Source organism: Streptococcus sp. 10F2 (assembly GCF_054331515.2).
This window is the reverse complement of the sequence record NZ_JBTGGE020000023.1, coordinates 1-19,064: the sequence shown is the minus strand read 5'-3', so window position 1 is coordinate 19,064 and position 19,064 is coordinate 1. Positions and strand designations below refer to the sequence as shown.

At 43.9% G+C, this 19,064-nt stretch carries 10 protein-coding genes; 8 read left to right on the top strand and 2 right to left on the bottom strand.

Annotated features, from left to right (window positions below; all coding sequences use genetic code 11):
- Nucleotides 1–607 precede the first annotated feature (607 nt).
- Nucleotides 608–2,701, top strand: coding sequence for a peptide cleavage/export ABC transporter (locus tag ACXM1Q_RS05310; RefSeq protein ID WP_458516840.1), 2,094 nt, complete (start codon nucleotides 608–610; stop codon nucleotides 2,699–2,701).
- Nucleotides 2,702–2,724: 23 nt separating this feature from the next.
- Here ACXM1Q_RS05310 and ACXM1Q_RS05305 read toward each other — a convergent pair whose 3' ends face one another.
- Together ACXM1Q_RS05305 and ACXM1Q_RS05300 are read right to left on the bottom strand one after the other, a co-directional pair.
- Nucleotides 2,725–3,528, bottom strand: coding sequence for a TIGR03943 family putative permease subunit (locus tag ACXM1Q_RS05305; protein ID WP_458516838.1), 804 nt, complete (start codon nucleotides 3,526–3,528; stop codon nucleotides 2,725–2,727).
- Nucleotides 3,525–4,424 carry a permease gene (locus ACXM1Q_RS05300; RefSeq protein ID WP_458516836.1) on the bottom strand — a complete coding sequence of 300 codons (900 nt, stop codon included), beginning with the start codon at nucleotides 4,422–4,424 and terminating at the stop codon, nucleotides 3,525–3,527. The genes ACXM1Q_RS05305 and ACXM1Q_RS05300 overlap by 4 nt, the downstream gene beginning before the upstream one ends.
- A gap of 201 nt (nucleotides 4,425–4,625) precedes the next feature.
- On the opposite strand from ACXM1Q_RS05300, the gene ACXM1Q_RS05295 reads away from it, so the two are divergent.
- The 7 genes from ACXM1Q_RS05295 to ACXM1Q_RS05265 form a co-directional block, all read left to right on the top strand.
- Complete coding sequence (locus tag ACXM1Q_RS05295) at nucleotides 4,626–5,069, top strand: dUTP diphosphatase (RefSeq protein WP_135036385.1); 444 nt, start codon at nucleotides 4,626–4,628, stop codon at nucleotides 5,067–5,069.
- 8 nt (nucleotides 5,070–5,077) lie between these two features.
- A complete protein-coding gene (gene radA / locus ACXM1Q_RS05290) occupies nucleotides 5,078–6,439 on the top strand; it encodes a DNA repair protein RadA (RefSeq protein ID WP_458516834.1) in 1,362 nt (453 codons plus the stop codon).
- Nucleotides 6,436–7,092, top strand: a complete 657-nt coding sequence (ispD, locus tag ACXM1Q_RS05285) for a 2-C-methyl-D-erythritol 4-phosphate cytidylyltransferase (RefSeq protein WP_458516832.1) — start codon at nucleotides 6,436–6,438, stop codon at nucleotides 7,090–7,092. Before radA ends, ispD begins: the two co-directional genes overlap by 4 nt.
- Nucleotides 7,089–7,565: a 2-C-methyl-D-erythritol 2,4-cyclodiphosphate synthase gene (gene ispF / locus ACXM1Q_RS05280; protein ID WP_458516830.1), complete on the top strand. Its 477-nt coding sequence runs from the start codon at nucleotides 7,089–7,091 to the stop codon at nucleotides 7,563–7,565. Before ispD ends, ispF begins: the two co-directional genes overlap by 4 nt.
- Nucleotides 7,566–7,568: 3 nt before the next feature.
- Complete coding sequence (locus tag ACXM1Q_RS05275; RefSeq protein ID WP_458516828.1) at nucleotides 7,569–7,841, top strand: hypothetical protein; 273 nt, start codon at nucleotides 7,569–7,571, stop codon at nucleotides 7,839–7,841.
- Between the two features lie 43 nt (nucleotides 7,842–7,884).
- A complete protein-coding gene (gene gltX / locus ACXM1Q_RS05270) occupies nucleotides 7,885–9,354 on the top strand; it encodes a glutamate--tRNA ligase (RefSeq protein ID WP_458516826.1) in 1,470 nt (489 codons plus the stop codon).
- A gap of 677 nt (nucleotides 9,355–10,031) precedes the next feature.
- The coding region (locus ACXM1Q_RS05265) for a mucin-binding protein (protein ID WP_460255634.1) at nucleotides 10,032–19,064 on the top strand (9,033 nt) is incomplete at its 3' end.

The following is a 19,064-nucleotide window of genomic DNA, read 5'->3' as shown; positions in this document are numbered from 1 at the left end:
AGCTCACAAGCTTCTGTTCGAGTGTGCCCTTCCTGAACGAAAGACAGCACACGTTTTCTAAAATCAATACTATATGTCATGGTTCTATTTTATCACGTATTATAAAGTGGAACAACTATAACTGTCCCCAACAGGCAAAGAAAATATGACTATCAAATCAATTTTACGGACATGACTTACGCTTGTCGATTACTTCTATGTCAAAAAATGTCTTCCACTGATTTAGAAGCCTATGTCCAACGACACCTTACACCGATACGTCCCCATCGGACCACGAAGAGGAGAAAAACAACTCGATATGTAAGGGGCTTCAGCTATAGAGTAGCATGATTATACGAAAAATGCCAATAAAAAATGAGAGGATAGCAACCTCATCTTCATTGTGCTCAAAAAACGAAAAAAACACAATTGATTCTTGAATTCTGTTCCAATCAGTCAATTGTGTTTCATTGAAGTCTTTATCAGTCGCCCTAACTTAATGACATTGGCTACTAGCCTCTTTTTTGGATAGATGCCCCTTTCTTCGTTTTGTGAGTGAGAGGCTTACTCCTTATTATGCTGCCTTTTTTCCACGCTATCTTCCGAATGAATAAGTAGGAGGGAGCTTATGTTTTCGAAAAAAGATTATCGGATGCAGGTGGATTGGAAGGACTGTGGAGTAGCTTGTTTGGCTATGATTTTAAGTTACTATGGTTCGGATTATTCCTTGGCTTATTTACGAACCTTGACCAAGACGGGGTTAAACGGGACGACGGCTTTTGGCTTGGTTAAGGCTGGAGAAGCATTGGGGTTGATGTGCCAACCTTTGAAATTGGATTTGGAGAATCTAGCAAGTGCGGTGATGGTGAAACCGGTCTTGGTTCATGTGGTCAAGGAGGGGAAATTTCCTCATTACTATGTGGTTTATCAAGTGACAGATAGCAGGATTTACCTTGCAGACCCGGATCCAACAGTTGGATTGGTGGAGTATAGCCAAGCTGAGTTTTTGAAGGAATGGACTGGCGTTTCCTTGCTTTTTGAGCCAGGACCGGAGTATCAAGTTCAGCAGCGGAGGGAGACCTCCTTTTGGTCACTGTTTAGGTTGCTGTTCCAGGAGCGAAGACTGTTTGGGGCGATTGTTACGCTGAGTCTTTGTTTGACCTTGCTCACCATTCTGTCCTCTTATGGTTTGCAGTGGATTGTAGATGTTTTTTTGCCTAAAAACCGTATGGATTGGATTAGTCAATTAAGTCTCTGTCTACTTTTTGCAGCAGGCCTCCAAGCCTTACTGCAATTCGGCAAACAGTATCCGTTGGTTCTCTTAAGCCGACAGCTGTCGTTGAAGTTGTTGGAGGACTATCTCAGTCATGTTTTTGGTTTGCCTATGAGCTTTTTTGCCACGCGTCGCAGTGGTGAAATTCTTTCCCGTTTTACGGATGCCAACCAGATTATTGAAGCCTTAGCATCCCTAAGTTTGACCTTGATTTTAGATGGTTTTACTCTAATCAGTCTCAGTATTGCCCTGATCTGGCAATCTCAGCAGCTCTTTTTATTGGCCTTGTTGTTGATTCCCCTTTATACTTTTTTGTTTTTTGCCTTTCAGAAAAAATTCAAGGACTATCATCAGAACCAGTTGGAGGCGGGCTCTCAATTGTCTTCTAGCTTGATGGATCATCTCAAGGATATGGAGACGCTCAAGGCCTTGGCGATTGAGGAGAGAGCCCTCGTTCAGAATAAGGACTATTTGGAAAACTTTTGGGACAAGGTCTGCGCCTATAGTTGTGTTGAGCAGATTCAGGTAGCACTTAGGCATGCTCTGCAGGTAGGGACAACGGTGGTGATTTTTTGGTGGGGTTCTCACTTGATTCTAAGTGGACATCTGAGCCTAGGTCAACTTTTGACTTTTACCAGTCTTTTGGGTTATTTTACAGGACCATTGGAGAATTTGCTGCAGATTCAAGTGCAGGTACAGAAGGCTCAGGTGGCCTACCAGCGTCTCCAGGAGGTTTATCAAGTGCCATTGGAGAAACAGACACCTCAAGAATTAGAGGTTGGAGATCAAAGTGGTTTGCTTGTGCGGAATGTTGATTTTGCTTATGACTATGGGAGCCTCCTTCTTAAATCAGTCACTTTAGAGATTCCCCCTGGGCAGAAACTAGGGATTTTAGGAGTATCAGGCTGTGGCAAAACGAGTCTTGCCAAACTCTTGGTGGGCTTTTACCGCCCCTTGGAAGGAGAGGTGAAGTTGGCAGGACAAGATCTCTCCGCTATCAACCCTCATGCTCTACGGCGGCAAGTACAGTATCTAGCCCAAAATGCTGGGTTATTTCAAGGAACCGTGCGGGACAATCTTCTTTGGGCAGCAGCAGATGGAATGAAAGAGGCAGATTTGTGGGAAGTTCTAGTACTGGTTGAGGCTGCGGATTTTGTGGCTGCCCTTCCCTTGGGTTTAGATACGCAAGTGGGGACTGATGGGACTGCTCTGTCTACAGGGCAGATTCAGCGTTTGGCCTTAGCTCGAACTCTCTTGACGGGGGCTGACTACCTCATCTTAGATGAGGCGACCAGTCATTTGGATCCCGAAACTGAAGAACGCGTTTTTGAACGTCTCTTGGCCTTGGATAAGACGTTGGTTGTTATCACTCACCGCTTGGATTTGGCTCAGAGATTGGAACGGATTGTGCTTTTGGAAAATGGGGAAGTTAAAACCACTGCCATTTGACAGTGGTTTTGGGGATTGCTATGTTAAAATTCTCGGTAAACATAGGGGTTTGTAGGTTCTTCAATAGGATTCCAGTCTGTTAGTTCTAGGGTAGGCAGGCTTTGCTTGAGGTCTTTATGGAAATGGATAGCGATTTTCCCTTTGGCGGAGATCCAGGTATTGTCAGGGTAGGACTGGTCTTGGCCAGTGGTTAAGAGTCCATAGACACCGGAATCCGCAATGCAGTGGATAATTCCGAAGCGGAAGAGGAATTGTTGCTGGGCTTGTTTGGGGTCGTTGTAGACAAAGCCAGTCATTTGGACCTCCTTGCCTAAGAATTGATCGGGATAGTCGTAGAGGGCTTCCATAAATTCCATATAGTTCTGGGTGGTTACTTGGATGGTATCCTCCTTGAGGTACTTGGCGGCAACGGCCTGCATTTCAGTTTCATAGGCTTTTTTGGTGAAGTAGGAACTGGTGTCAGGTTTAAGGTACTGGCTTGAAGTTCCTTCGTCTGCTTGGATTTCTGCCGATGCCCCTGCCGCTAGGGGGAATTGGTAGCCCTTAGCCGAGACAGTCGTGGAATCGAGACTGACGGTGGGGAATAGAAAACCAACTAGAAGAGGGATAGCTAGGACTAGGTAGGCTAGTCGCTGACTGGATGAGCCCTTTGTTTTTTCTTCTTTCAAAAGAAGGCGTAATTGAATCAGGGCTAAGAGAAAGGTTAGGGCCATGGAGAGATAGGCTAAGTAGGAGTAATGCAGGTTGATATAGTGGTCGAGTTTACCGCTCCAAGTTAGGTAGAGGCTGAGCTCGAAGTAACCGGCTAGAATTAAAAAGCGAATCATAGGAGGACCTCCAAACTAGCTGCGAAGAGGAAGACGATAACCACGGTAACTAGGATGAAATCACGAATAAAGGATTTGTGGAAAACGCGGGTCATCATGAGTAGGTTCTTGATGTCAAGGACAGGTCCAATGACTAGGAAGGCTATAACTGGTGCCATTCCAAAGGTTCCTAAGAGGGAGGAGCCGATGAAGGCATCGGCTTCGCTACAAAGAGAGAGAAGGAAGCTGAGTACCATTAGGATGAGAATGGCGATAAAGGGATTGCTGGAGATACTAGTCAAGATATGGGTGGGGATATAGACTTGAACACAGCTGGCAAAAAGGGCACCGAGTATGAGGTAGCGACCGGAGTCAAAGAATTCATCAATGGCATGAATCCAGGCTTGAAGAAAGTGCCCTTGCTCTTGATTGGTGTGCATGTGTCCATGTAGGGGTAGGGTTTTGTGGTCGACTAGGATATCTCCAGTCCAGACGAATCCAAGTAAAATACCTAGAACTTGTGCTAAGAGGAGAGACCCCAAGGCACGGGTCAGGGCAAAGAGCCAGGAATTCCCGAAGGCTGAAAAGGTTGCAAAAAGGACAATCGGATTAATGACGGGTGCTGTCACCAAGAAGGGAAGGGCCGTATAGGCTGGGACCTTTTTCTTGAGGAAGCGGTGAATAATCGGGACAATGCCGCATTCACAGGAGGGGAAAATGAGCCCCGCAAAGGAACCGATTAGAATATTGAAGAATTTATTTTGGGGTAGAAGACGGACGACTTTTTCAGGGGTCAGGTAGACCTCGATGAAGCCCGAAATGATGCTACCGAGGAGTACGAAAGGCAGGGCTTCGATGACAATCGACAAAAAAATCGCGGACATCTGCAAAAAACTCGCAGGTAAGTCTGAGAACATAAGAGCTCCTTTCTATTGCTTACCATTATATCAAAAGAGTCGCAAGGTCTGCCTTTGAGAGGGACGCTGTGCTGTTGAGTAAGTCTTAAAGAGTCTCTAAGTTATTACTAGGCTTTCAGTATTGGAGGGGGCGGAGTAAGTTCAGGTACTTGGCGACCTCCTTTGGTGTATAATAGAGGGAATGAGAAATAGGAGGAAGTCATGCGTTTACGTGGTTTTGAATTAGTAAGTCAGTACAGCGATTCTCAATTATTACCAAAGCGAGAAACGGCTCAGGCCGCTGGTTATGACCTAAAAGTGGCAGAAGCTATGTTGTTGGAGCCTGGTGAAATCAAGTTGGTTCCGACTGGAGTTAAGGCCTATATGCAAGCCAATGAGGTGCTCTACCTTTACGACCGTTCTTCGAATCCGCGCAAGAAGGGGTTGGTCCTCATCAATTCTGTTGGGGTGATTGATGGAGACTATTATGGCAATGAAGCAAATGAGGGACATATCTTTGCCCAAATGCAGAATATTACCGATCAGCCAGTTTCCTTGGAAGTAGGAGAACGGATTGTTCAGGCTGTCTTTGCCCCCTTCCTCTTAGCAGATGGGGATGAAGCCAGTGGACAACGTCGGGGTGGCTTTGGTTCCACAGGTCGTTAGGAGTTTGCATGGCTAAGAAAAAATCAACTTTTATCTGTCAAAACTGTGATTACCACTCGCCTAAATACATGGGGCGTTGTCCGAACTGTGGTGCTTGGTCTTCCTTTGTGGAAGAAATTGAACAGACTGAAGTCAAGCATGCGCGTGTGAGTCTGACGGGCGAAAAGGCTAAGCCGATGAAACTCAACCAGGTAACCTCCATCGACGTATCTCGGACCAAGACTGGTTTGGAAGAATTCAATCGCGTCCTAGGTGGCGGAGTGGTTCCAGGGAGTCTCGTTTTAATTGGAGGAGATCCAGGGATTGGTAAATCCACCTTGCTTTTGCAAGTTTCTACACAGTTGGCTCAACTAGGAACCGTTCTGTATGTTAGTGGGGAAGAATCTGCTGAACAAATCAAGTTGCGGGCGGAGCGTTTAGGGGATCCTGATTCGGACTTTTATCTGTATGCTGAGACCAACATGGATAGTATTCGGACAGAAGTCGAGCGCTTGCAGCCTGATTTTCTGATTATTGATTCCATCCAGACTATTTTGTCACCAGATATTTCCAGTGTTCAAGGTTCAGTGAGCCAAGTGCGGGAGGTGACCAATCAACTCATGCAGTTGGCTAAGACGAATAAGATTGCTACTTTCATTGTGGGGCATATGACCAAGGAGGGAACTCTTGCGGGTCCTCGGACTTTAGAGCATATGGTAGATACTGTGCTCTATTTTGAAGGTGAGCGTCAGCACACGTTTCGGATTTTACGAGCTGTTAAAAACCGTTTTGGATCGACCAATGAAATTGGCATCTTTGAGATGCAGTCAGAGGGGTTGGTGGAAGTGCAAAATCCGAGTCAGGTTTTCTTGGAAGAACGCTTGGACGGAGCGACAGGTTCGTCCATTGTGGTGACTATGGAGGGGACTCGTCCTATTTTGGCAGAGGTTCAGGCCTTGGTGACACCCACTATGTTTGGGAATGCCAAACGAACGACCACGGGCCTCGATTTTAATCGAGCAAGTCTGATTATGGCCGTTTTGGAGAAACGGGCAGGTTTGCTTTTACAGAATCAGGATGCTTATCTCAAGTCAGCTGGTGGTGTGAAACTGGATGAACCGGCTATTGACTTGGCGGTAGCGGTCGCAATTGCTTCTTCTTATAAGGATCTACCGACACAACCGGATGAAGCCTTTATCGGAGAAATCGGCTTGACGGGAGAAATCCGGCGAGTCAATCGAGTGGAACAACGGATTCAGGAAGCGGCTAAATTAGGCTTTAAAAAAGTCTATGTCCCTCAGAATTCTCTCCAAGGGGTCAAACTCCCTCATGGAATTGAGGTTATCGGGGTGACTCGTATTTCAGAAGTCTTACAGAAGGTGTTTGGATGAACTATGATGTGATCTTACTAGTAGCAGGTTCAGGGAGCCGGATGATGGCAGATCGTAATAAGATTCTGCTAGAATTGGAAGGTCAGCCTATTTTTTCCTATAGCTTGAAAGTCTTTCAAGCGGATTTGGACTGCCAGCGTATTATCCTAGTTGGTCGTCCCGAGGATCGGCCAGCCTTTGAACCGTATCTATCTTCGCGAGTTGTTTTTGTGACAGGTGGAGCAGAACGTCAGGATTCGGTTCGGCTAGGCTTGGCACAGGTGGAAGCGGAGTGGGTGATGGTTCATGATGGCGCCCGTCCTTTTATCTGTCTTGATCAGCTCCGGGAACTGAAGGCCCAGCCGAATTCTATTTTGGCGGTACCCGTTAAGGATACCATTAAAGAGGTCGCTGCTGGGATGATCCAACAGACGGTGCCACGGGAGCGTTTAATGGCGGCTCAGACGCCTCAGTTTTTTGAGCGGGCGTTATTGGTGGATGTTCATGAGCAAGCTCTACAAGCGGGCTATCTAGGGACAGATGATGCGAGTCTAGTGGAAGCCTTCAGCTCAGTCCAGGTTACCTTGATTCAGGGGTCTTATTGGAATGTGAAGATGACGACGCCCGAAGATTTAATTTTAGGACAAGCAATTAGAAAGGAGCTATTCAAATGATCCGAATTGGCCAGGGGTATGATGTGCATGAGTTGGTAGAAGGCCGGCCCTTGATTGTGGGAGGTGTCACTTTGCCCTTTGACCGTGGGCTAAAGGGGCATTCTGATGCGGATGTTCTTCTTCATGCCATTACCGATGCTCTTATCGGTGCTCTCGGACGTGGGGATATCGGCCATGCCTTTCCTGATACGAATCCCGAATTAGAAGGTATTGCTTCTACTAAAATTTTGTCCTTTATATATGAAGAAATGAAACAAGCGGGTTATTGTGTTGGCAATATTGATGCGACCCTTTTGGCCGAGCGGCCCAAAATGGCACCGCATTTGCCAGCTATGAAAAAAGTGATTGCGGATTTGCTTCATATGGAGGAACAGGCAGTGAATCTCAAGGCGACCACAACAGAAAAGCTTGGATTTGTGGGACGTGAGGAAGGGATAGCTGCTCAGGCAGTTCTGCTTTTGGTGAAGGAGTAGGAAATGATCAGTGATCGTGATTATATAGAAGATCAGTTGTTGGATTTCATTGAGAGAATTGATCCTGAGCGGGTCTATGTTTATGAAATTGCTGCGGATTTAGGGGGCTATGCGGCGAATGATCAGTTTCGCTTTTTGGAGCTAGAGGAGCGGGCGACAAATTTACTTTTGGCTCGTGAGCCGCTTGAACGCTTGCAAGTTCGACGAAGTTGGGTTTTGTATCCGGGAATTTTGGGGGAATGGGAGATCGACTTCGACTTGTTTTTGAATTCCTAGACTTGTGGTATAATTTCAAAAAAAGATAAATGAGGATAGAATTGTGACAAAAAAGATTCGGGTGCGTTACGCACCAAGTCCAACGGGACTGTTGCATATTGGAAATGCGCGGACAGCGCTCTTTAACTACCTATTTGCTCGTCATCATGGGGGAGATTTTGTGATTCGGATTGAGGATACCGATCGCAAGCGCCATGTAGAAGATGGGGAACGTTCGCAGCTGGAAAATTTAGCTTGGTTGGGCATGGACTGGGATGAAAGTCCTGTAAATCCTGGAGAATTTGGTCCTTATCGCCAATCAGAGCGGTTGGAAATTTACCAAACCTACATTGATCAATTGCTAGAAGCTGGTTTGGCCTACAAGTCTTATGTAACAGAAGAAGAATTAGCCGCTGAACGTGAACGCCAAGAAGAAGCTGGTGAAACTCCTCGCTATATCAATGAATTCTTGGGTATGTCTGAAGATGAAAAAGCTGCTTACATCGCTGAGCGTGAAGCAGCTGGGATTCAGCCAACTGTTCGTCTGGCTGTAAAAGAAGAACAAATCTACAAATGGTCAGACATGGTTAAGGGAGAGATTGAGTTCGAAGGTGGCAACATTGGTGGAGATTGGGTGATTCAGAAACGCGATGGTTATCCAACTTATAACTTCGCAGTTGTGATTGATGACCACTTGATGGAGATTTCACATGTAATCCGTGGAGATGATCATATCGCTAATACACCAAAACAATTAATGGTTTATGAAGCTCTAGGTTGGGAAGCACCCATCTTTGGCCACATGACTTTGATTATCAATAGTGAAACTGGTAAGAAACTATCTAAGCGGGATACCAATACCCTTCAATTTATCGAAGACTATCGTAAAAAAGGCTACCTACCAGAAGCCGTCTTTAACTTTATTGCCCTTCTAGGATGGAATCCAGGGGGTGAAGAAGAAATCTTTAGTCAAGCGGAGTTGGTGAATGTATTTGATGAAGCTCGTCTTAGCAAGTCTCCAGCAGCCTTTGACCAGAAGAAGCTAGACTGGATGAGTAATGAGTATTTCAAGAAAGCTGACTTAGAGACTGTTTTGGCTTTAACCAAGCCATTCTTAGAGGAAGCTGGCCGTTGGACGGATAAGGCTGCGGAGATGGTGGCTCTATATCAATCGCAACTGATTGCGGCAGAGGATATTGTGCCTTTGACAGATCTTTTCTTTGGAGACTTCCCAAGCCTTACTGAAGAGACTGCAGCGGTGCTTGCAGGTGAGACAGTTCCTGTGGTCTTATCAGCTTTCCGTCAGAAACTAGTTGATTTATCTGAAGGAGATTTCCAAGTGGAACAGATTGCTCCTCTCATTAAGGAAGTTCAAAAGGAAACGGGTGTCAAAGGGAAAAATCTCTTTATGCCAATCCGTGTGGCTGTATCTGGGGAAATGCATGGTCCAGATTTGCCGAACACGATTTTCTTATTAGGAAAGGAAAAGGCATTAGCTCACTTAGACCAAGCGCTTTCTAATCACTCTCAATAAACAGAGACTAGGCACCAACAAGTAATGAATGGAACTATATAGATTGGTGCGACCTGTTGGCGAGTTAAAAATTGGATAAGAAATTACGAAAAGGATTGGATTCTGTATGGCACATGATTCAGTCCTTTTGATTTTGCCGTAACAAGCAATTTGAAGAAAAGTGCTATCGTTCTATGGCCTAGGTTGATTTTCTTCTTGTAGCACAGACCAAGCTTGCGATAAGTTTTTTAGATGCAGGTTTCCTTGTTTGGATCTGTTGTTTCTCATCTTTTTTCTCTATAAAATGCGACAAGGTGTCTAGAATTTGATGGAATGATATTGCAGTGTGCCGAGTCGGATTCAGTCCTTATTACGGATAAGAATAATGGGAATGAACAGGGAGAGAGAATTAAAAAAGCCCTAAAATAAACTAGAAGATAATATGCATTTTTTGATATGTTTTTTAAAACTCCGATAGACTTTGATTTTTCTTATAAAAATATGTTTTTTGGTTTAGGAAAATTTTAAGGTAAAAGCCCATGAAATCAACTTTTCTTACAAATATTTCATTTTGTTGGCATGCGTCTTTTTAGTTTACAGGGCTACTAAAAAATGTTATCATAATACAGCCTATAGTATTCGTATCGTTGTGTTCGTATGCTAGGTTAATAATTTTATAAAGGAGAACAAAAGACGACATGAAGAAAAACATGTTTGATCGCTCGGTTCAGAGATTTTCGATTCGAAAATACTCATTCGGTGCGGCTTCTGTCTTGCTAGGGACCTTGCTTTTTGCTGGTCAAGGTGTCCAAGCAGAAGAAACAGCAGCGTCTGATACCGGCGATAACACTGAAGCTTCTACAGGTTCCTCTTCGGAGACTGCCGAAGTTCCCGCAGATTCGTCTACATATGCTGCAACGGCTACTTTAGAGCCAGTAGCAGCAAGCGCAGTAGCTGAGTCTGTAAGTTCAGAACCGTCTACTGCTACGTCAGAAACCCCTGTTTCTAGCAATACGACCACAGTTGCTACTTCAGATAGCGCTGAGGAAAAGAAAGAAACAGAGGAAGTAAAGACAGAAAGCAAGGAGTCGGAAACAGTTCGTCCCCGTGAAGTAGCTTATACTAGCGCTTTTCGTGCAGCCGTAGCACCAGATACAGCTACTGTTGTAACGACTTGGGATCAGTTTGTATCTGCTCTCTCAAATGCGAGCGTTACAGATATTAAAGTTCAAGGACAAATTTTTGCACCAAATACTGTAAATGGAATTACCAATGGTAATGGTGCTTCTGAGGCTGTAAACGCTAAAGAAAAAGCGGTCGATCGGACTCTATCTTTAGCAATTGCTAACCGTGCTTTGAATATCTATGGTGACGGCGCTAACAGTGGAATTGACTTCCGTTCATACTCTATCAAACCTACAGCTAGTGCAGTTGGAGACATCCTCTTCAGTAACTTGAGCATCTATAGTGCCAATTCAAAAGGACCTATCGATCTCAGCCAAGCTAGTGCTTCAAAAATTACATTTGAAGATGTTAAGAGTGAAGGGGTTATGTTTGGTGGCGGTCAAAATACGACAGTTGTCATCAAAGGTAACACAACTTCGAACCTAGCAGATAGCTACGCATCACTAGCCGGTGGAACTCAATATGTTCAGATGAACGTACCACACAATGGTTTGTACGCTGATGGTGAAGCAAACGAAGATAAGACACAACCACGTGGAGCGAAACAAGCAACTCGACGTGCAGCGAATATTCATTCTGCTAAGAATGTTGTTGTTGAGTCTGATGCTAACTTCACATTGAACCGTGCATCTGAAGGTGACGGAATTAGTCTTCCAAGTAACTCAGTAGTTGAGGTGAAAGATAAGGGATCAATGACGATCAATATGAATACGTCATCTGATACTTCTAACTCAGCTCGTTACCACAATGCGGCGATCTTTATGCCACAAAATGGTACTGTGAAGACTGGTAAAGAATCTAAACTGGCGATTAATTCATCAATCGGTCAGGCGATCTCTATCGGTGTTCGTCGTCCAGGGGATACGGTAACAGATGCCAACCGTTTTGGTGGATATGGTGTCCGTAATACAACCAAACTTGCAGGTTCTTCAGCGACAATTTCGATTGGAGAAGAGGCAACGGCTACCTTCACAGGTCGTGACAGTATCATTACTGGTCACAACGCTACCTTCACATCTGGTGAGAAATCTAAAGTAGATTTCAAAAACAAAGGTCGTGGGGTTGCGATGGACCTAGGGGATGATTCCCACATTCTCTTTGGGAAACATTCGAATAACGTCTTTGAATCTGATGGTAAAGCTCCTTACAATGGAAATGGAGCAGCTTCAGGTAGTTACGATGGTTATAACTATATCGGGGTTAATGAGCAAGGAACGATTACAGTTGATGATCATGCACGCTTTATCGTTGTTGCGAAAAACCGTAATGGAACCCAGAAGATCGGTAATGAATATGACGATTTGATTTCCCTTGACTCTCAGAAAGGGACAGCTACAAAACCATTGTTTGTCGCGAATCCAGGTTCGATCACGGATATCCGAGATGACAACAATAACTTCTACGCTGAGTTGATCTCTGTGCCATTAGGGGCAACTAAGAACGTTGTTTTCCGTATTGATACACCACTTTACTTCAGTTTGCAGCGTTACTCAACGCCAGAAGGTCAACAAGTTGGAGATCCTAACGGAAAATTACCGAACTCTACACCGCAAGGATTTAACCCTCCTCCAGCTGGAACTCCTAACTTGGTTTATGGTAATACCAAAGGAACCAAGATGGAATTTGTTATCGACAACAGCTTAGGAGTGGATAGCTATACGGTTTATGCACGTAATGAGGGAACTCACCGTGCTCCATTGCAAACAGATAAGTCTAAACAAAACTCTGTTTGGGCGAATATTAAACAGGGTGATGTTGCGCTTGATGGATTCGGTGGACCAATCACAATTTCTGGAAGTGATCCATCTATCCGATTGGCGAACTCTCCTGGAGGAATTTTACCGGTTGAGCCAAACAACAGTAGAGATCGAAGCTACGATATCGACGTAGCGACACAAAACTCGCACAGTGTTTGGGTTCCAAACGGAACGAAGATCAATCCACTTGCAAAACATACAAATACTGTTGAGTATTATGTGAAGCAAGCAGATGGCTCTCTCATGCCATTGAGTCAATTTGTTGCAGGTGAAAAAGACTCTGTAACGGAACGTTCTGATTGGGAACGTAAGATGGATATTGTCCTTGATGTTGATGCAATGAAGCAACAATTTGCGAATACAGTCATCGATAGCGGAAATACCTTCTTGAAAGAGTATGCAAAAGTTCCATATTCTCCAAAAGCAGATACAGGTTGGACCTTAACTGCGAATAGTGAAACTAAGAATACTTACTCTACCATCAATAAGAGTTTGTCTGGCTATGTAGCTACAATCACAGAATCCAACGTACCAAATCTTCAAAGTCTTGTTGGTCAACGAGGCCAAGGGGAGAGCGTACATGCAGTCTTGGATGCTTCGAATATTACCGATACAATCTTAACAGAGAGCAATGGTAAGAAGATTGTCAGCGACTCTTACTGGAAAGACTTTAATGATACAGGATTCCCAGAGAATTACCTCACAAAAGTTGTCTTTGAGTTAACCGATACAGCGAAAGTTGTTTATCGAAATACAGCAGATCCAGCTAACCCAGTTGTTCTTTCTGATTCTGGCTCTTTAGCTGGAAGCGCAGGTGATTCTGTTCCTTATACAGCTGATCAAGTACGTGCTAAATTGGAAGAGTACAAGAAAGCTGGATATGAGTTGGTAACAGATGGCTATACTGGTTACACTTACAATGAAGCAACAAAATCATTCGAACGTACAGGAACAACCGTTCCAACATTCGATGGTGTAGATGGTGAGCAAGTCTTTAATGTTGATTTGAAACCTCGTGTTGTTCCAATTACACCTGAGAAACCAGTTGATCCAAATAAACCAGTTGATCCAACGGATCCAACATCACCAAATTATCCAAATCCAGATAATCCAGAAGCCCTCAAATTAACAGAGGATGTGAAACGGACTGTTCGTTATGTAGATCAAAACGGTAATGTTGTTTCACCAGAAGTGGTTGATAATCTTGGATTTAAACGTGAAGGTACCATTAACCTTGTAACAGGAGAAACAACTCTTGGTGATTGGACACCAACTGCTGGCGATAACTTTGAAAACAAAAAATCACCAGTCGTGAAAGGCTTTGTCCTTGTTGATCCAAATCAAGTAGATGCGGGATCTCATACAGGTGTGAAGGCGACTGATCCAGACTATGTTGATACAGTAACGTATAAACCAATTTCACGCTATGTTCCAGAATTCCCTGCAGGTTCAACACCAACGAACCCATGGACAGAAGTTCCATACGTGAATGATCCAACGGATCCAAGTAAGATTGTTCCACCAACTGATGAAACACAACGAATTCCATACATTGAAGGAATGGTACCAACCAATCCAGCAGATGGTTCTCCATTACAACCAGTTGATCCGAATGATCCAACAAAAGGTTACGTTCCTCCTGCACCAACAGATCCAGGAGTAGAAACGAAGATTCCTTATAAATCTGTTGCAGACCAAGCACAAGTTATCTACCGTGTTGTATCAGCAGATGGTAAGACAGTTGTAAATCCTGAAGTTGCGACTTCTGGCTTGTTGGATGGTGCAGCGGGAGCTGAAATCACTTATTCAACAACAGCAACCTTGAAAGACTTGTACCTCAAAGGTTACAAACTTTCAGAGAATTCAACTGTTGAAGGAAACAAATATCGTTCTGGTTTGACGTTTGACGGTCAAAACGGAGTGGATACTTACTATGTAGATGTGACACCAATTATTGTCCCTGTTACTCCGGAAAAACCAGTTGAACCAAACAAACCGGTGAATCCAGATACACCAGATCTACCTAAGAATCCAGATCCAACAGATCCAACAACTCCAAACTATCCAACACCAGATAAGACAGACATTCTGACATTGACAGAAGATGTGAAGCGTACGGTTCGCTATGTGGATGAATCTGGTAAAGTTATTGCGGAAGAAGTTGTTGATAATCTAGGATTTACCCGTACAGGAACAATTAACTTGGCGACAGGTGAAACTACTCTAGGTGAGTGGACACCAACAGCAGGTGATAGTTTCGAAAACAAAAAATCACCAGTAGTTCCAGGTCATATCTTGAAGGATCCTAGCCAAGTAGAAGCAGGATCTCATACAGGTGTGAAAGCAACTGATGAAGACTATGTTGATACAGTTGTTTACGTTCCAATTTCGAAATATGTTCCATCATTCCCAGATGTTCCAGCTGAAGATAAGCCGAATAATCCATGGAGTGAGGTTCCATATAAAGAGGATCCAACGGATCCAGCGAAATTGGTGCCACCAACAGACCCAACTCAAGTAATTCCATACATTCCTGAGTTCGAACCAACTATTCCACTACAACCAGTTGATCCAAATGATCCAACGAAAGGTTACATCCCTCCTGCACCAACAGATCCAACAAAAGTAACAGAAATTCCATTTGCACGAATTGATGCTGCGGTTGTTGTGTATCAATATGTTGAGCAAGACGGTAAGACTGTTGTCCGTGAATTGGAACGTTCAGAAGAATTCAAAGGTAAGAAGGGTGAAACCATTGGAACAAATGGTGTAGCTTACACTACCGCAGAAACAATTGCTAAGTACAAGAAACTTGGCTATGAGCTTGTGAATGATGGTTATCCAGCAGGTGCTACGTTTGACGGTACTAAGGGAACTGATACTTACTATGTAACCCTTAAGGCGAAGTTGGCACCAGTAACACCAGAGAAACCAGTTGATCCAAATAAACCAGTTGATCCAAACGATCCGGATTCACCAAATTATCCAGATCCGAAGGACCCAGATGCGAAAGATCCAAGTAAGATGTTGAAAGATGTTACACGTACCATCCAATATCTCGAGCAAGGTACAGAAACTGTCCTTAGCGGAGAAGTTTCTGATAAAGTAAGCTTCCGTCGTGAAGGTGTTGTAAACCTTGTGACTGGTGAGGTGGTTTGGAATGATGCGGGTTGGACACCAGCAACAGCTGAATTTACCAACCGAACTTCTCCAGCTATCCCAGGCTATCACTTGGTAGATGCAACTCAAGCGGAATTTGGAGCTCACACAGGTATTACCAATGCTAGTGAGAATATTGTAGATAAAGTCTACTATGCTAAAAATCCTGATCCAGATAAGATTGTGGCACAGGTTGTCTATCGTGAGGTAGGACCAGACGGAACAACAGTTGTGAAACAACTTGAAACTTCCGGCCAATTAACTGGTGAAAAAGGAAGCGATATTCCATATACTCAAGAGAACGTGAACACGGTTGTGGCGAAATACCATGGCCAAGGTTACCAACTTGTTAAGAATGGATATCCAGATAATGCGAAATTTGATGGTGAACTAGGTTCTGTCACAAACTACTATGTAGACTTGACACCAATTATTATTCCTATTACACCTGAAAAACCAGTAAATCCAGGTCAACCAGTTGATCCAACAACACCAGGTTACCCAGATCCAAGTGATCCAAACCCACCAGCGTATCCAAATCCAGATAAAGAAGAAGCGAAAACTCTCACAGAAGAAGTGAAGCGGACAATTCGCTACGTAGATGAATCTGGTAAAGTTCTATCACCTGAGGTAGTTGATAGTCTTGGTTATCGTCGTGAAGGTACGATTAATCTTGTGACAGGTGAAACAACTCTTGGTGAGTGGACACCAGTGGCAGGAACAAGCTTTGATAACAAGAAATCACCAGTGATTTCAGGTTATGTTCTTGTAGAACCTTCTCAAGTCGAAGAGGGCGCTCATGAGAACGTTAAGGCTACGGATGAAGATTACGTAGATGTGGTTGCGTACAAGCCAATTTCACACTATGTTCCGAAATTCCCAGATGGATCCACACCAACAAATCCATGGACAGAGGTTCCGTATGTAAACGATCCAACTGATCCAAGTAAGATTGTTCCACCAACGGATGAAACTCAACGTATTCCATATGTTGAAGGATTTGTACCAACAAATCCAGCAGATGGTTCACCATTGCAACCAGTTGATCCAAATGATCCAACAAAAGGTTACATTCCTCCAGCACCAACAAATCCAGGTGTTGAAACAACAATTCCATATGTTGTGGAAGATAAACCAGTTGATCCAGATGCCAAAGATGATCAAGCACAAGTTATCTACCGTGTTGTATCAACAGATGGTAAGACAATCGTAAATCCAGAGATTGCTACATCTGGTATTATCAATGGTAAAGAGGGTGCACGAATCACTTATTCAACAGCTGCAACCTTGAAAGACTTGTACCTCAAAGGTTACAAACTTTCAGAGAACTCAACTGTTGAAGGAAACAAATACCGTGCTGGCTTGACATTCGATGGTCAAGATGGAGTGGATACTTACTATGTAGATGTGACAGCAATTGTTGTCCCTGTAACTCCGGAACAACCAGTTGAACCAAACAAACCGGTAAATCCAGATACACCAGATCTACCTAAGAATCCAGATCCAACGGATCCAACAACTCCAAACTATCCAACACCAGATAAGACAGACATTCTAACATTGACAGAAGAAGTTCTTCGTGATGTTCGTTACTATGTCCGTGGTAAGGATGGACAACTGACAGAAATGACGCCAGAACAGGCACAAATGAAGTCAGACACTCTTCGCTTCCGTCGTGAAGGAACCATTAACTTGGCTACAGGTGAGACAACCCTAGGTAACTGGGTAGCTCTTGATGGCTCAGCCTTCGGTGCTTATACATCACCATCTGTTCCAGGCTACATCTTGGAAAATGCTTCACAACTTCAAGCAGGAGCTCACAATGGTATCGGTGCAGATTCAGAGGATATTCATGATCAAGTTATCTACGTACCAGTTGGTAACTATGTTCCGAAATTCCCTGAAGGATCAACACCAACTGATCCATGGTCAGAAGTACCATATGTAACAGATCCAACAAATCCAGCGACAATTGTTCCTCCTACTGATCCAAGTCAACCGGCTATTCCATATGTACCAGGTATGACTCCAGTAGATCCAGGCAACAATGAGCCGTTGAAACCAGTGGATCCAGATAATCCAAGTAAGGGTTATGTTCCACCAGTTCCAACAACACCAACTGGCAACACTGAGATTCCTTATGTGCAAAATCCAACAGTTCAGGATGATCAAGCACAAGTTATCTACCGTGTTGTATCAACAGATGGTAAGACTGTTGTAAATCCTGAAGTTGCGAAATCTGAAGTATTGACAGGTAAAGCTGGCGATGCAATTAACTACTCAACAGCTGCAACCTTGAAAGACTTGTACCTCAAAGGTTACAAACTTTCAGAGAACTCAACTGTTGCAGGAAACAAATACCGTGATGGCTTGACCTTCGATGGCCGTGGTGGAGTAGATGTTTATTATGTAGATGTGACAGCAATTGTTGTCCCTGTAACTCCGGAACAACCAGTTGAACCAAACAAACCGGTAAATCCAGATACACCAGATTTACCTAAGAATCCAGATCCAACGGATCCAACAACTCCAAACTATCCAACACCAGATAAGACAGACATTCTAACATTGACAGAAGAAGTTCTTCGTGATGTTCGTTACTATGTCCGTGGTAAGGATGGACAACTGACAGAAATGACGCCAGAACAGGCACAAATGAAGTCAGATACTCTTCGCTTCCGTCGTGAAGGAACCATTAACTTGGCTACAGGTGAGACAACCCTAGGTAACTGGGTAGCTCTTGATGGCTCAGCCTTCGGTGCTTATACATCACCATCTGTTCCAGGATACATCTTGGAAAATGCTTCACAACTTCAAGCAGGAGCTCACAATGGTATCGGTGCAACTTCAGAAGATATTCATGATCAAGTTATCTACGTACCAGTTGGTAACTATGTTCCGAAATTCCCTGAAGGATCAACACCAACTGATCCATGGTCAGAAGTACCATATGTAACAGATCCAACAAATCCAGCAACAATTGTTCCGCCTACTGATCCAAGTCAACCGGCTATTCCATATGTACCAGGTATGACTCCAGTAGATCCAAGCAACAACGACCCGTTGAAACCAGTGGATCCAGATAATCCAAGTAAGGGTTATGTTCCACCAGTTCCAACAACACCAACTGGCAACACTGAGATTCCTTATGTGAAGAATCCAGAAGCTAAGGATGACCAAGCACAAGTTATCTACCGTGTTGTATCAACAGATGGTAAGACTGTTGTAAATCCTGAGATTGCGAAATCTGAAGTATTGACAGGTAAAGCTGGCGATGCAATTAGCTACTCAACAGCTGCAACCTTGAAAGACTTGTACCTCAAAGGTTACACAGTTTCTACAAACTCAACTGTTGCAGGAAACAAATACCGTGATGGCTTGACCTTCGATGGTCAAGATGGAGTGGATACTTACTATGTAGATGTGACAGCAATTGTTGTCCCTGTAACTCCGGATCGACCAGTTGAACCAAACAAACCGGTAAATCCAGATACACCAGATTTACCTAAGAATCCAGATCCAACAGATCCAACAACTCCAAACTATCCAAACCCAACAGATCCAGCGATCCAAACGTTAACAGAAAATGTGAAGCGTACAGTTCGTTATGTGGATGAATCTGGTAAGGTT